The sequence below is a fragment of the Tateyamaria sp. genome, assembly GCF_039940735.1.
Classification (GTDB): Bacteria; Pseudomonadota; Alphaproteobacteria; order Rhodobacterales; family Rhodobacteraceae; genus Tateyamaria.
The window spans coordinates 13,911-29,408 of record NZ_JBDVGB010000054.1; the positions used below are offsets into that span (position 1 = coordinate 13,911).

Below are 15,498 nucleotides of genomic sequence, written 5' to 3' on the forward strand. Positions count from 1 at the left end.
GCGATGAGCCGCTTTGGAAAAATCGCCCGTCGTAGTTTTTTGGTTGGTTCGGCAGCTGTCGTCGGTGGGGTCGCTTTTGGCTATTTTATGTACAAACGCCCTGTGGCGAACCCGCTGTTGGATGATTTGGCCGAAGGCGCAGCAGGGCTGACGCCTTACGTGCGCATCGACGCAACTGGTGTCACGTTGATCACGCCGCGTGCAGACAGTGGGCAGGGGGCGTACTCTGTGCAAGCGGCCTTGATTGCTGAAGAACTCGACGTTGATTTGGATCAGGTTCGCGTCGATCCCGGTCTGCCAAGCCCTGCCTATTACAACACCGCCTTAAGTGCCGAGGCAGCCCCGTTTCGTGCAACGGATGACAGTGTCATGGCCAATTCTGCACGCGGCGTGATGGATGCGTTGATGAAGTTCTTGGGTCTGCAAATTACCGGTGGTTCGACCACCGTGCCTGACAGCTTTGACAAGCTGCGCATGGCCGGTGCCGTGGCCCGCGAAACGTTGAAGGCGGCAGCGGCTCAGACGGCGGGGGTTGAGGTTAGTACCCTAAAGACAGCGCGTGGGCAGGTGGAATTACCCGACGGAAAAACGCTCAGCTATGCAGAGCTGGCCCCGATTGCCGCGACCTTAAACCCAGTAAATGACGTGACCTTGCGCGACCCAAAAACGTGGCGCTTGATCGGAAAACCGATGCAGCGTGTTGATATTGTGGCGAAATCCACCGGCACACAGACCTATGGTATCGATTTTGAACCTGACGGCGTGATGCACGCAACTGTGCGCACCAATCCGCGCCGTGGTGGGGGCATAAACAGCCATGATGCGCGCACTGCGCTGGGCATGCGGGGCGTTGCGCAAGTGGTTGAAATCACTAGCGGGATCGCCGTTGTCGCAGACAACACGTGGCGCGCAATCCAAGCGGTCAACGCGATCGAAATAGATTGGGGCACAGCACCCTATCCGCCAGAGATGGACGCACATTGGCAGGTACTGTCGGACAGTTTTGTGCCCGACCGTGTCGACAGCACGCGTCGCGATGATGGTGATGTTGACGCTGCGTTGAATGGGGCCGCTGTGATCGAGGCCGAGTACCGCGCGCCCTATCTGGCCCATGCGCCGCTAGAACCGATTACGGCCACGGTGCAGGTGAACGCCGACCGTGTGGATGTCTGGACCGGCACGCAAATCCCGCGCTTTGTGCAGAAGACAGTCGCCAAAATGACGGGCATGGATATGGACGATGTCTATGTCCACGTACTGATGATGGGTGGCAGTTTTGGGCATCGTCTTGAAGATCGGGTTGTCAAGGAAGCTGTTGAAATTGCACTGCAACTGCCGGGCGTCCCGATTAAGCTGACCTATTCCCGAGAAGAAGACATGACCCACGACGACACCCGTCAAATCGCCATGGCGCGTGGGCGCGGCGTGGTGCGCGATGGGCAGGTGGACGCGTTTGATCTGGGCATCGCCATGCCCTCGGTTGTTGCCAGTCAGATGGGGCGGCAGGGGTTGCCCGTACCGGGGCCGGACATGCAGATCGTGGCTGGGGCTTGGGAACAACCTTTTGAGATCCCGAACTACCGTGTGACCGGCTACCGCGCGCCAGAGTTAGCGCCGATATCGTCATGGCGATCTGTGGGCGCGTCCACAAACGGATTTTTCCATGACGTGTTTTTGGATGAGTTGATCCACGCTGCTGTCGCTGATCCGATGCAGGAACGCATGCGATTGTGTTGGCATGATCCATCGCGCAAGACCCTCGAAGCCGTGGCCGAAATGTCCAATTGGGGCGGTGCTTTGGGGCCCAATCAGGGGCGCGGCGTTGCGTTTTGCATGTCCTTCGGCGTGTCCACCGCCGAGGTGATCGAAGTGACCAACACCGACGACGGTATTCGTATCGACAAAGTTTGGGTCGCGGCCGAGGTGGGCAAAGTGGTGGACCCCGTGGCGTTTGAAAACATGGTGCAAGGCGGCATTGTTTGGGCGCTTGGGCACGCGATGAATTCAGAAATCACCTATAATGACGGGATGGTCGAACAGCAAAACTTTTGGGATTCCGAAGGTCTGCGCATGTATCAAATGCCCAAGATTGAAGTCCGCGGGTTGGAAAACGGTGAACACGTGCGTGGCATGGGCGAACCAATGGTGCCACCCGCCGCTGCCGCCTTGTCCAACGCGATCTTTGCGGCGACCGGGCAACGCATTCGCGAGATGCCGATGAATAAATTCATCGACTTTGTCTGAGGGATGTACATCAGTTGCACACTGCAGGCGGTGACCACGCAAAGCGTATGGCTTCACAAACATCTGTGGGATCAGACGGGCGTGGTGGCCAAACTTCGCCGGCTTGCGTTTCCAAAGATGCGCATTGCTGCAAGTTTTTGTGCCAATCAGACAAGGTTCAAACTTACCCATCTCAAAGATCTATTGAAGATGACCTCTTTATTCTTAGTGAACTCGTGAATTTGGAAACCGTTCTTGGCCAACCTGTCATTGAGTGCTGCGCAATCAACTGCGGATCAGCGAAACTAGGTCGATTGTGGTAACCTGTATTGGGTGGCTTCATTTAACAGTAGATGTGGATATCTGCGGTATGGCGCATTTTGACGCCGGTTGGAGCAGGGACCATCCAGCCTATCAGCTTTTGGTAATTTGAATGACATCCGATCCAGCGGCGATGGCGGCGGACACGCCTTCTTGGGAGTCTTCAAAGACCAAGGTCTTGGTAGCCGAGAACCCCAATCGCTGTGCGGCATGAACAAAAATGTCCGGTGCTGGCTTTGCCGGGAGGCCATCAGAGATTGAAACAATGGTGGCGAAGTAATTCAGCAATTTCACGGCTTGCAATGAGGCCGTTGCGACTTCGGTCTCCGCGTTGGTTCCGACCGCCATGGGATAGGCTCCGGCCAAAGTACGAACAAGTCGACCCGTTTCGGCAATCGGCGACACCCCAGTCGTCGCGTTGATAAACGCGTCAATGCTTTGCTGGGCTGCCAAGGCAATGTCTAACGGCCCGGAATTCTCTGAACCCAAGGCGGACAAGGTCGAGTAGCGATCAAGGCCTGTCCGCTGGTCGTACCAATCGCGGTCCAAATCATGACCCTGCGCGCGCACGGCAGTTCTAAGGGACTGGAAATGCGCCTCGCCACTATCGACAAGGGTGCCATCGCAGTCGAAAATTACCGCGCGGTAGCCGCCTTTGATGATTTCAGAATGCCAATCTTGCGATGCGACGTGTCGCTGGGTTCCAGCGGAAAACAAGATGCTATCCATAACGGTTACATGTTCCAACTTTATGCAGCCACGAGACGCGCAAGATCTGCATTGAATTGAACCGCGACAGTATCACCTTGCGCAAAGGGTTTTTCCGTCACACCACTGATCACAAAAAGCGACCCGATCGCGCTTTCGACGGTGTATTGGATTTCTTTCCCAAGATAGGCCGCATAGCTGACCTCGCCCTTGATCCCCGGTTGGTTGGGCGTAGCAAGACGCAGATTGTGCGGACGCAGTACCATTTTAGCGGGGCCTTTTTGCAAACCGCCGTCGCGGACTTTGTATTTTAGATTGTCCATGATGACGGTGGCTTCGCCGCTTGCCACGCTTTCGATGTTACAATCGGCAAGATTGGCGTCGCCGATGAAGTCAGCGATGAATGCCGACTGTGGGGCCTCATAAAGGTCGCTTGGCGATCCTTCCTGCGCGATCTCTGCGTTCTTCATTACGATGATGCGGTCCGAGACGGCCATCGCCTCTTCTTGGTCGTGGGTCACGTAGACGGCCGTAAGGCCAAGGCGTTGTTGGATTTGGCGAATTTCTTCGCGCACGTGACGGCGCAGTTTCGCGTCTAGGTTTGACAGCGGTTCGTCTAACAGCAGAACTTCGGGTTCCAACACAATTGCACGCGCCACTGCGACGCGCTGTTGCTGACCGCCCGACAACTCACTTGGCAAGCGGTCGCCAAAACCAGCTAGGCCGACCAATTCTAGCCCATGTTCTGCTTTTTCAGCGGCTTCCGCCTTGGGTACGGATTTGACTGTGAGGCCGTAAGCCACGTTCTGACGGACGGTCATATGAGGGAACAAGGCGTAGGATTGAAACACCATCGACACTTTGCGGTAGGTTGCTGTCAGATGCGTGACGTCTTCGCCGCCGATGTGGATTTTACCAGCGCTGGCCATTTCGAGGCCCGCAATCAGGCGCAACGTGGTGGTCTTGCCGCATCCCGATGGGCCAAGCAGGGTCACAAGCTTGCCGGGGTCAATGGTCAGATCAAGGCTTTTGAGGGCCGTGACATCACCAAATTTTTTGACGACGCTCTCAAAGCGGACGGAACCAGGGGTGGATATTGTCATAAGTTTCTCCGGGTGTTTGGCCTGGTTTCAAGCCGCTGATTGGACGCGATCGGTGCGGCGCAGACGGCGCGATCCGACAAGAAGTTGTAGCAGCAGGATCACTGCAAGCATGGTGATGATCAGGACGGCTGAATAGGCAATCGCAAGGCCAAATTCGCCGTTCTCAACCCGGCCCACGATGAACGAAGTCGCCATGTTGTGCTTGGCACTGACCAAGAAGATGACAGCACTGACAGACGTGATCGCACGCACAAAGCTGTAGGTGAGTGCTGCCAAAATGGCAGGCCCCATCAACGGTAGGATCACGCGTCGCACTGTTGTAAAGCTGTTGGCCCCAAGGGTGATCGACGCTTCATCAAGGCTTTTGTCCAGCTGCGACATCGCCGCGATACCGCCACGCACACCAACCGGCATATTACGGAAAACAAACACGATAATCAGGATGATGCCTGTGCCCGTTAGCTCAACCGGAGGGAAGTTGAACGCCATGATGTAGCTGACGCCAATCACGGTGCCGGGGATGGCAAAGCTTAACATGGTTGAAAACTCAAACACATCTTTGCCCGCAAACTGTTGACGCACAAGAAGGTAGGCTGTCGACAGTCCAACAAGGGCAGTCAATGGCGCCGCGATGGACGAAATTGTCAGCGTGGTAAAGTAACTGTCCCACGCCACGCCAGTAAAGCGCCCCGTTGTGAAATCGATCCCGAATGCGCGGATATAATGATCGAAAGTGAAACTATGATTGTAGCCCCAAAGCTTCACGAAGCTACCAAACACAATCATCGAATAGACGACGGCTGTCAGCGCGGCCCATGGTAAGGCGGTTGCGTAACAAAGGTTTTTGACCATAGGGCTGAGCGAAGCGTTCTGGCCTGAATCTGCTTTGCCCGTGATCGTCGCATAGGATTTTTGACCCAGCCACATGCGCTGCAACAAGAATGCAGAAAGCGTCAGAGTGAGCAAGGCAATCGCAAGGATCGCCGCCTTGGCTGGATCGGCGACGGTACCAACGATCGCAAAAAATATGTCCGTCGACAGCACCGAATAGCCGCTGCCCAAGACCAGAGGGTTGCCAAAATCGGCAAGGCTTTCGATGAACCCAAGCAAGAACGCATTTGCCAGACCGGGGCGCATCAGCGGCAGTGATACATAGCGGAAGGTTTGCCAACGATCCGCGTCAAGCGTTTGTGACGCTTCCTCCATCGAGGGGCTGACACCTTGTACGACGCCGATCAAGACAAGGAATGCAATCGGAGTAAAAGACAAAAGCTGCGCAATGTAGACACCCCAAAACCCATAGAGCCAACGGGTTTTTTCCATTCCGAACAGTTCGGCGGCAAAGGCCGTGACCGTGCCGTTTCGCCCAAACAACAAGATCAACGCAAGGCCGATGACGAAAGGTGGAGTGATGATGGGGATGACCGTAAGGACGCGCAGCAATTTCTTGGCGCGAAAATCTGTACGCGTGAAGATCAGCGCAAAGGAAAGGCCAAGCAACGTTGTGCCGAGACCGGTAAGGGTGGCAAGGAACACCGAATTGATCGCGACACCACACGAGCGATCCGAGACAAGACAGCGCAGCCCCCAGATATCACTGCTGAAGAAGCGCGGGAAAAAGCTTGTCAGGCTGTAGCCATCTTTAACTTCAAAGGCCTGAATAAGAATGTGCATCACTGGGAAAAACACAAAGACACCGACAAGCGCGATGATCAGCCCGATCGTACTGACGACAAAAGCGTCGCCGCGTCCTTTGCCCGTTTGTGACATGGAAACCGTCAGCGCGAACAAAAGACCCGTAATACATATGGCAGCACCGACGCCCATCCCCGGTTGACCTGCGGTGATGGTTTCACCGGTCAAAATGCCCTCGAACAGGCGCGGGCCTGCACGCACAATAATAAGGCCTTGCAAGGCCGTCCAAGCGAGGCCGAGGGCGGCGAGGCCTAATGTTGTCTTGGCACGTTGCACCGGGCTTTTCATGGCCAGAACGGCGGCAATCGCTGCAATCAAAAGCATACCGATCGGCGCCAGCCACCAGTGGCCGGACATCACAAGCCAAAGCCCGCTAGAAGGCGCACCATCCGTTAGCCATTCAAATGAGAGAAAGCCTGCGTCCGTCATATGCCAAGGCAGCACAGCAAAGCCGACGAGCCCGGTGACGAGCCAGAACAAAACCGTTCGTTTCATATTTAAGTCCAGTGAAGTGAGGGAGAGGATGCCCCCGAGTTAGAGGGCACCCAATGGTCAGCGTTACGAAGAATTTGAACGCCGACAGCGAGACTTATTACTGTGGATTGGGATCACCCACATCAGAGTCCCAGCGTGCCAACAACCGCGCCCGAGTATCGCTTGAACCGTACGTCGCGAAATCATAGTCGATCAGTTTGATCGAGGCGAGATCAGGCGATTCAGGTGCAACTTCTGCATTAGAATTTGAAGGAACTTGGAACGATCCTGTCTCTGGCGCACGGGACTGAATGTCAGCGCGCAGCGCAAATTCAACCCAAGCTTTTGCGCCTTCTAAGTTGCGTGCCCCTTGGATGATGCTAACAGCGCCGACCTCATAACCAGTGCCTTCACATGGTGCGACTGCCACAAGTGGAAAGCCCTGTGCCGCTAGGTTGACCATGTCATGCATAAACCCAATGGACACACCGGTTTCACCGCGCGCCGCTGCCTTAGATGGCGCCGAGCCTGACTTCGTATATGAGTTCACATTCTGGCCAATAGCGGCAAGTTTCGTGTAGGCTTCGTCTTCGCCAAACAACTGCACGAACGTCGCAAGTTCTGTATAGGCCGTGCCTGAACTGTTCGGGTTGGCCACTTGAATTTCACCGACAAAACGTGGGTCTTCCAGATCGGCCCAACATGCTGGGGGTGCGATGCCTTTTTCAGCTAAAATCTCAGAATTATAAGCCATGGCCAAAGCACCGGCATAAATGCCGATTGACCGACCTTTTGAAATTGTGGCCATGTTCTGTGCCCAACCAAGCAAGTCAGACGTGTCGGCGCCGGACGCTTGGGTCAGGCCTTCTTCAGCTGCGATCAAGTGTGGATCACCCGTACCGCCCCACCAAACGTCAATCTTTGGGTTACCCGCTTCGGCGCGGATTTGTGCCAATGTCTCGCCTGTGGATTTGCGCACCATCAGGACGTCGGTATCAGCGTTTTCAGCTTCAAAAGCTGCGACCATCAAATCGCACCAATCTTGCTCAGCACTACATACAACGCTAATTTCATCCGCAGATGCAGCAGTTGCGCCCGCCATCATCAAGACGGCGGATGAGACCATACCAAATTTCTTCATGTCTTCCTCCCAGAAGTGTTTCTTGCCACAACGGATATTTTTCCGATCGGCAAGGTCAGCCTAAAGGGCGACCGCGCAAACGCAGACTCTGCGTACATTAACAATGCTACAGGACCGACGGTTTACCGTTAACAATATTACAACGGGCAGTTGTTCTGTAATATTTGAAACGAACAAAACTGAGACGAAAGGATAGATTGTCAGTAGGCTCAACATCAGACCGAGAGAAAGCTGGCCAATGAATCGCGCGAAAATTGGAATTGTGGACGACGAAGTTGGGATGCGCGACGCACTGGTAGCTTTGCTCATTGAAAACCACTTTGATCCAGTCCCCATGGAAAGCAGCGCTGACTTCTTGGTAATCCGTAAATCCGTCGACCTTGATTTGGTCTTGATCGATTTGCAGCTCAACGGCGAAAGCGGGCTCGAACTGGCCATGGACATTCGCAGCAAAGGCGACCTCCCCATTGTGATGCTCTCTGGTCATGGCGATGAGACTGACAAGATTGTCGGGTTAGAGGTTGGCGCGGATGATTATTTGCTTAAACCCTTCAATCCGCGCGAACTGATTGCCCGTATCCGCGCCGTTCTGCGCAGGTATGGCAAAGGGGCAAGCGTGCCGATGGCTTCGGGTGAAAATGACCAGAATATTGCGTTAGGCGCGTTGGTCGTTGATCGCATCAACAAGATCGTCAGCACAACAGACGGCGATGAAGTGCCATTGACCAATGCTGAATATCGATTGCTTGATTTCTTTCTTGATCGGCCGAACGAGATCATTCCGCGTGTGGATCTGCTTGCGGAAATTGGCAGTGATTTAACCCGTTACATGGACCGCACGATAGACGTTCTGATCTTGCGATTGCGCCGCAAGATCGAGGAAAACCCCTCCAAACCGGTCCACCTTCAGACACGCCGGGGCCAAGGTTATATCTTTGTCACCGAGAATTCAGGGCCAAACCATTGAGTTTTTTCAGCCTGCGGACCGTGCGCGGCAGACTGTGGGCGGCGCTCACGCTTTTGTCGGTTGCTGTGTTGTCGGCAAGTGCAGTGACGTGGATTGCATTGCAACGGGTTGACGCGCGTTTGCAGGATTTGCACCAAGAAACGCTTAGTCAGGTGGCCCAAGCGCTGGATTTGTCGAAACGGTCTTCTGATCTGGCGACATCTGCCCCCTATCTTCTGAACCAGCGTTCCAATTTCCTGATCGAACAAGAGGGTGCAAAACTGCTGACGGTTCTGGATCGTGTCCGCACTGATTGGCCAGAGACCCGTTTTGATAATGCACAAGACCCTCAACCACCTGTTTCAGATATTCTGGATAGTATGGCTGCGGGCGTTGCTGATCTTGTGACGGCGTCGCGCAGCCTTGATGCGTTACAAGCGCAATTGCGCGAACACACGGCGGTTCTTGGGATCCTCAGGAATACAGCAACGACTGCGACGGCTGCCCCCGTTGGTGATGACCAATCACGCCTAATCTGGTGGTCGCTTCAAAGTATGAACGCAGATGCATTGAATGCGGCTTATGCTGGAAATCTGATCGGTGTTGGCGAAGAACAACGGCATTATTTACGCCAGCGCGAAACGCTTGGTGGGGTTCCGTTAAATGCCCGACACGAGGTTTTCCTTCAGCAACTTGAAGACGTGGTCTGGGGCAGCGTGGGCCTTTTTGAATTGCGGCGGTTTGAGCTATCCAGCAATCTTGACGCCCAAAACGCGCTGTTTCGCATTCGCCATGACGCAAACCGTATCAACGAGCTTGCGGGAGAATACGCAGATCAAGCCGAGGCGTTTCTGGCCGTCGAAAGGGCTGCTTCGTCGCGTACAATCTGGGGGGCCCGCATGACAGTCGCGGCCATTAGCGCCGTCAGTCTAGTTTTGGCCATGACTGCGGCCATTTACGTATCACAATACGTCACATTCAACATCACACGGGTCTCAGCGGCGATGGTCCGGCTTGCAAACGGAGACCGCGCGAGCGTCCTCCCACGCCGCCTTGGCGGTAAAGACGAGATCGGAGACCTCTTTCGGTCCTTCCGCAGCTTTCGGGCAATTGCCTTGCGGTTCGATCGGTCCAACAGACAATTGGATCAGCGCAATGCGCTTTTTGAAAAGGTGTTCACAAATATTTCGGACGGCATCGCCATTGCCGACGCATCAGGTCGGGTAACAGCACGCAATCCTGCCTTCCTTAGAATTTTGCAGCTAACGGATGGCGCGCCAGAGGCCACATCGTTTGTGGATTGGCTGCACCAAGGACGTTTTGCCAAGGCTGCACAACACATTGGCCTAAGGCACGATCATCGCGGCCATTGTGAGTTGGTGTCGTCAGATGGGCAGGTGTTAGACATACGTGCCAGTAAATTGCCCGACGATGGCCGCGTCTGGCTCTTGGCTGACGTCACAGAACGCCGAAAAATGTCAGATCGTCTGCAACAAATCGATCGCATCGAAACGTTAGGCAAGGTTGCAGGGGACACCGCCCATGATTTTGCTAATATCCTGTCGACCATTCGCACCCATGCGCACTTGCTTGAAACGCAAAGTCACGACGGTACGAGCGAAAGCCTGGATGCTATTGGAAATGCTGTTGATTTCGGCGCCTCGCTGACGGACCGCCTGTTGGCATTTGCCCGCAAACAAAGTTTGATACCTGAGGTGGTAGATCTAAATGCTTTGATCGATGGAATGATTGACCTGGTTGAGATCGGTCTCAAACCGAATGTGCAGTTAGATGTTTCAATTCCTGCAACCCCTTTGCATGTGACGGCTGATCCGGGGCAACTGGAATCCGCCTTGTTGAACCTGCTTTTGAACGCAAATAACGCCATCGTTGACGCAGGGAACATCAAAGTCACGCTCGATCGAAACGGGACTGATCAAGCCCGGATTTTGATCGCAGACGACGGACAAGGGATGCCGTTAGACGTTCTTGATCGCGCGATAGAACCCTTCTTCACAACGCGAGAATCCGAGGGCGGAACAGGGCTTGGTTTGTCCATTGTTTATGGGTTCATCAGACAAACTGGTGGGCATCTGAATATCGACAGCAAACCCGAACGTGGCACGCAAATTGAAGTTTTGTTGCCTCTGGTGGTGACTGAGAACGTGCAACAATGCAATGTTTCCTCCCCTGCATGCCTGCTTGTGGAAGATGATCCAAGAACGCGTGCAGCCGTTAAAAAGCTGCTCGTTGATCTCGGATATGATGTCACGATGTGTGACACGGGCCAGAAAGCGCTGACATTGCTTCAGCAGCACCGATTTGACCTGCTACTCAGTGATCTTGATCTTGGCGGGGTGATCGATGGTCTTGATCTGGTTGAGGCAACTTGGCGCGGGCCGCACAACGTTAAGACCATCATTATGTCCGGCAAATCATCCGCGAAAAAGGTTATGCCTGATCATACGGCGTTTATCGAAAAACCGGTCACAGGTGATGAGCTTGCTGTTATTCTTGAACGGAAAGAGCGCACCCGAAATCTCTAGACTCGGACATTGGGCTGATTGCAGCGAAAGCACACTTTGTCCCGCATAGTACCCTTCGTGGGTTGTGGGCAGAAAGTCGGGCCGTGTCACAAGGTCTGTAGTTTAGGCCGAAATTGCGTGACGTTTCGCAGACGTATGCTGCGGAACGATCGGAATACTTCCGTGTCCCGCAAACCGTTTTCGCATCATGCCGCCGTCATCCCCAATCCGGACAAGGCGCGAATATGTGTGACGATGTCCGCGACCCCTTGGCCATGGCGCAATGCTGCAAACACAAAGGGGCGGCCGGCGCGCATGCGTGTGGCGTCCCGCTCCATCACCTCAAGCGATGCACCCACATGAGGAGCAAGATCGGTTTTGTTGATGATCAACAGGTCCGAGCGCGTGATTGCTGGGCCACCTTTGCGCGGGATCTCTTCGCCTGCTGCTGTGTCGATCACATAAAGCGTAATATCGGCCAGTTCGGGGGAAAATGTGGCTGACAGGTTGTCGCCGCCGGATTCGATCAGGATCGCCTCGATCTCTGGGTGGCGCGTGCGCATTTCGGCCACAGCGGCGAGGTTGATCGATGCGTCTTCGCGGATCGCTGTATGTGGACAGCCGCCGGTTTCGACACCGATGATGCGGTCTTGGGGCAGGATTTGGCGGCGCATCAGTTCTTCGGCATCTTCTTGGGTATAGATGTCGTTGGTGATCACACCGATCGAATGCTGATCCTTGAGCGCTGTGGCTAGCGCGGCAGTTAGCGTGGTTTTACCAGCGCCGACAGGGCCGCCGATGCCGATGCGCAGGGGGCCGTTCAGTTGGGTCATGTGCGAAATATCCTAGGTTGCAGGGTTTCGTGGCGCATCGCTGCGATATCAGCGGCAAAGCTGGCGGCGCTCAGATCGTCCAGCGTTGTGGATGCGGCCATAGTTGCTGTGATGTTGATCGCGTCGCCAAGCCTGGCAAGCACTTGCTGTGCCGCGGTTTGGCCCAGTGGCATCAAGCGTTGCGCAGCGGAGGTTAGGTTTGAGGCAAAGGCGTGCAGATACAGCGGCAGCGTTTGCGTCAGCGGCACATCCATGGCGCGGGCTGCGGCGCCAACGGCGACGGGGTAGGTGAGGGCGGTGATCTCGATATTCCAGACCGCTCGCGCGGTGTCGCAAAAGGCGGCCCCTTGCAGGTCGCTTTCGCGCAGTCGTTCCGCCCAGGAAGCAAAGGCGCGCGCGGTGGCGTCGGCTTGCGCGGGGTCTGTGGCGTTATATGCCGCAGCCAACAGGATGGCGTCAGCGCGGGCAGAGCCGCCGGTGATCAACGTTTCGATCCAGTCATGCAGCGTGTCTGCGTCATGCACCTGCCCATCCGCGATGGCCTGTTCCAGCCCGTGGCTATAGGCAAAGGCCCCGACCGGAAAGGCGGGCGACAGCCACTGCATCAAGGTGAGGGCCGGATCGCTCATGTGTGGCTGTGGCTGTGGTCATGCCCGTGGGTGCGCCCATGGCCATAAGCGCCGCCTTCGGGGGTGAACGGTTCTGTGACGTCGCGCGTTGCCGCTCCGATTTTTGACAGCATGTCGGCCATCACGTGATCGCGTTGGATCAGCAGGCGGTTGGGTCCAATCTGGCAAGGGGTGTGACGATTGCCGATGTGCCACGCGATGCGGTGCAGCGCGTCGCCCGTGACCTCAAGCAGAGGTTCGGGGGCGGCATCGACGCGGATTTCATGTTTGTCTGTCGTGATCAACGCGCCGCCATGATCCAGCGACGTAGTTTGGGGGAGGTCCACGAGCAGTTGTTGGCCCGAGGCAAGGGTCAGGACTTTGCGCCGCAAAAAGCGGTCCTCATAGGTGAGGGACACGTGGTCAGACGCGTCTGTGTGCAGGTGGTTGTGATAGGTTTGTGCAGTTTGCATGATATTTCAGAGTTAAGGGCGGGCCCCGGCCGCCGGGTGGGGGAGAAGCCCCCGCCCGGGGCGGCGGTCGGGGGCTGCCCGGCCTTGGGGCCGGGCGGGGTAATCAATCTCAAATGAGTTCTACTTTTAGACGCTTTATTTGATCGCTCCACCAATTGATCGCCATTTCATACACGTCGCGTGCGTCTTCATTGAAAAAATACCCGCTTACTATGGGACGAAAAAGATCTGGGGTGATTTTGAATTGCTCCTTACCAGTAAGGACAACCAAACTGATCGATTCTTGCTTAGAGACTGTTGACGAAGAACTGTGGACTACCATGTCCCGCTCTCCCTTAATGAAGTCGGTGAACATGGGGTCACTTTTCCAGTGTTCTCTAAAGAAGGGTTCTTGGACGAGTCCTAACGAATTTCTTAAACCGTCCTCGTTTCTACCATCAGTCTTGTCGAGGGTTTCCCCCACTGAACGGATGAGCGCCATTGCACCGATCCAGATGATTGACCATTTCGTTTCGTCGCCTTCATCCTCAAGCATCTCGTAAGCGACGACGCACTTTTCTAGGGCTGTTTCCGCTGCAAGCTTCCTCAAAACAGAAAATACCGCTGCGCCATCGGCAACACTTCGGCGGGCTCGCAGGTCAACAACTCGCCATCCGCGCGCACTTCGTAGGTCTCGGGATGCACTTCGACATGGGGCGTCGCGTCGTTCAGCTTCAAATCCTTTTTGCCGATCTTGCGCGTGTTGCGCACAGCCACAGTATCTTTGTGCAGGCCCAATGTCGCGCCAATCCCTTCGGACTGCGCAGCCTCTGACACAAACGTCACGGCAGAGCGTTCGACTGACCGCCCATAGGCCCCGAACATGGGGCGCGAATACACCGGTTGCGGCGTTGGGATCGACGCATTTGGGTCGCCCATTTGCGCGCAGGCGATAGTGCCACCAAGCAGAACCATTTCAGGCTTCACGCCAAAGAACGCAGGATTCCACAGCACCAGATCGGCGCGTTTGCCCGGCTCAATGGACCCAATTTCGTGGGAAAGACCATGCGCAATCGCCGGGTTGATCGTGTATTTCGCGATGTAACGGCGTACGCGGAAATTGTCGTTGTCGCCAGTTTCTTCGGGCAAACGCCCGCGCTGTTTCTTCATCTTATCAGCGGTTTGCCAGGTGCGGATCAGCACTTCGCCGACACGGCCCATGGCTTGGCTGTCGCTCGCGATGATCGAAAATGCGCCCATGTCGTGCAGGATATCTTCGGCCGCAATCGTCTCGCGCCGGATGCGGCTTTCTGCAAATGCCACGTCCTCGGGGATGGATTTATCAAGGTGGTGACAGACCATCAGCATGTCGAGGTGTTCTTCGAGTGTGTTGACCGTAAAGGGGCGCGTGGGGTTGGTGGAGGAGGGCAACACGTGCTCTTCGCCGCAGATTTTGATGATGTCGGGGGCATGGCCGCCACCCGCACCTTCGGTGTGAAAGGCGTGGATGGTGCGCCCCTTCATGGCGGCCACTGTGTTTTCGACAAAGCCGGATTCGTTCAAAGTGTCGGTGTGGATCATCACCTGCACGTCCAAGTCGTCGGCCACCGACAGGCAGCAATCGATGGCGGCGGGGGTGGTGCCCCAGTCTTCGTGCAGCTTCAAAGCGCACGCGCCGCCTTTGATCTGTTCCTCAAGTGCTGCAGGCAGGGACGCGTTGCCCTTGCCCGCAAAGGCAAGGTTCATCGGGAAGGCGTCGGCGGCTTGCAACATGCGGCCCAAATGCCAAGGGCCGGGGGTGACGGTGGTGGCCAATGTGCCGTGCGCGGGGCCCGTGCCGCCGCCCAGCATGGTGGTTAGGCCAGAATGCAACGCGTCCTCGATTTGTTGCGGGCAGATGAAATGGATGTGGCTGTCAAACCCACCGGCTGTCAGGATACGCCCTTCGCCCGCGATCACTTCGGTGCCGGGGCCGATGATGATGCTAACGCCGGGCTGAGTGTCGGGGTTGCCCGCCTTGCCAACGGCAGCAATGCGCCCGTCCTTGAGGCCCACGTCCGCCTTGATGATGCCCGTCCAGTCGACGATCAGCGCGTTGGTGATGACGGTGTCGACGGCCCCCGCGGCGCGTGTCACTTGGCTTTGGCCCATGCCGTCGCGGATGACTTTGCCGCCGCCAAACTTGACCTCTTCGCCATATAGCATCGCGTTGTCGCCCGTTCCCCCGGTCGAGGCCGCACCTGCTGCTTCGGCGGTCAGGTCACGCTCGACTTCGATAAACAGTTCGGTGTCGGCAAGGCGCACCTTGTCGCCCACAGTGGGGCCAAACATGGCGGCATAATCGCGGCGGGAGATGGATGTGGGCATAAGTGTTACAGTTCCTTCACATTTTCGTGATACTCTACCAAAGTGAGCTCTGAAAAGTTGTTTAATTTCAAAGATGCGCAACGGACGCGCTCAGAATTTACC

General features: G+C 55.8%; 12 protein-coding genes. 3 read left to right on the forward strand and 9 right to left on the reverse strand.

Features of this window, described 5'->3' with window-relative positions:
- Positions 1 to 3: 3 nt before the first annotated feature.
- On the forward strand, positions 4 to 2,244 hold the full coding sequence (locus ABJF76_RS11610; RefSeq protein ID WP_413819756.1) for a molybdopterin cofactor-binding domain-containing protein: 2,241 nt from the start codon (positions 4 to 6) through the stop codon (positions 2,242 to 2,244).
- A gap of 393 nt (positions 2,245 to 2,637) precedes the next feature.
- Here ABJF76_RS11610 and ABJF76_RS11615 read toward each other — a convergent pair whose 3' ends face one another.
- The 4 genes from ABJF76_RS11615 to ABJF76_RS11630 all read right to left on the reverse strand — a co-directional run bounded on the left by ABJF76_RS11615 (position 2,638) and on the right by ABJF76_RS11630 (position 7,665).
- Positions 2,638 to 3,273: an HAD family hydrolase gene (locus tag ABJF76_RS11615; protein WP_413819757.1), complete on the reverse strand. Its 636-nt coding sequence runs from the start codon at positions 3,271 to 3,273 to the stop codon at positions 2,638 to 2,640.
- Positions 3,274 to 3,293: 20 nt separating this feature from the next.
- Positions 3,294 to 4,355, reverse strand: a complete 1,062-nt coding sequence (locus ABJF76_RS11620; protein ID WP_413819758.1) for an ABC transporter ATP-binding protein — start codon at positions 4,353 to 4,355, stop codon at positions 3,294 to 3,296.
- A 27-nt stretch (positions 4,356 to 4,382) separates the two neighbouring features.
- Entirely contained in the window at positions 4,383 to 6,545 is a 2,163-nt protein-coding gene (locus tag ABJF76_RS11625; protein WP_413819759.1) for an ABC transporter permease, read from the reverse strand.
- 97 nt (positions 6,546 to 6,642) lie between these two features.
- Positions 6,643 to 7,665, reverse strand: a complete 1,023-nt coding sequence (locus ABJF76_RS11630; RefSeq protein ID WP_413819760.1) for an ABC transporter substrate-binding protein — start codon at positions 7,663 to 7,665, stop codon at positions 6,643 to 6,645.
- Positions 7,666 to 7,903: 238 nt separating this feature from the next.
- Between ABJF76_RS11630 and ABJF76_RS11635 the strand changes: the two genes are divergently transcribed.
- A complete protein-coding gene (locus tag ABJF76_RS11635) occupies positions 7,904 to 8,632 on the forward strand; it encodes a response regulator (RefSeq protein ID WP_413819761.1) in 729 nt (242 codons plus the stop codon).
- Positions 8,629 to 11,157: an ATP-binding protein gene (locus ABJF76_RS11640; protein ID WP_413819762.1), complete on the forward strand. Its 2,529-nt coding sequence runs from the start codon at positions 8,629 to 8,631 to the stop codon at positions 11,155 to 11,157. Before ABJF76_RS11635 ends, ABJF76_RS11640 begins: the two co-directional genes overlap by 4 nt.
- A 185-nt stretch (positions 11,158 to 11,342) precedes the next feature.
- Here the strand turns inward: ABJF76_RS11640 and ureG are convergent, their stop codons facing one another.
- The 5 genes from ureG to ureC all read right to left on the reverse strand — a co-directional run bounded on the left by ureG (position 11,343) and on the right by ureC (position 15,396).
- A complete protein-coding gene (gene ureG / locus ABJF76_RS11645; RefSeq protein WP_413819763.1) occupies positions 11,343 to 11,969 on the reverse strand; it encodes an urease accessory protein UreG in 627 nt (208 codons plus the stop codon).
- Positions 11,966 to 12,598 carry an urease accessory protein UreF gene (locus tag ABJF76_RS11650; protein ID WP_413822572.1) on the reverse strand — a complete coding sequence of 211 codons (633 nt, stop codon included), beginning with the start codon at positions 12,596 to 12,598 and terminating at the stop codon, positions 11,966 to 11,968. The genes ureG and ABJF76_RS11650 overlap by 4 nt, the downstream gene beginning before the upstream one ends.
- Positions 12,595 to 13,050, reverse strand: coding sequence for an urease accessory protein UreE (locus ABJF76_RS11655; protein ID WP_413822573.1), 456 nt, complete (start codon positions 13,048 to 13,050; stop codon positions 12,595 to 12,597). The genes ABJF76_RS11650 and ABJF76_RS11655 overlap by 4 nt, the downstream gene beginning before the upstream one ends.
- Positions 13,051 to 13,159: 109 nt before the next feature.
- Entirely contained in the window at positions 13,160 to 13,639 is a 480-nt protein-coding gene (locus ABJF76_RS11660; RefSeq protein ID WP_413819766.1) for a hypothetical protein, read from the reverse strand.
- Positions 13,636 to 15,396, reverse strand: a complete 1,761-nt coding sequence (gene ureC / locus ABJF76_RS11665) for an urease subunit alpha (RefSeq protein WP_413819767.1) — start codon at positions 15,394 to 15,396, stop codon at positions 13,636 to 13,638. Before ureC ends, ABJF76_RS11660 begins: the two co-directional genes overlap by 4 nt.
- Positions 15,397 to 15,498 lie beyond the last annotated feature (102 nt).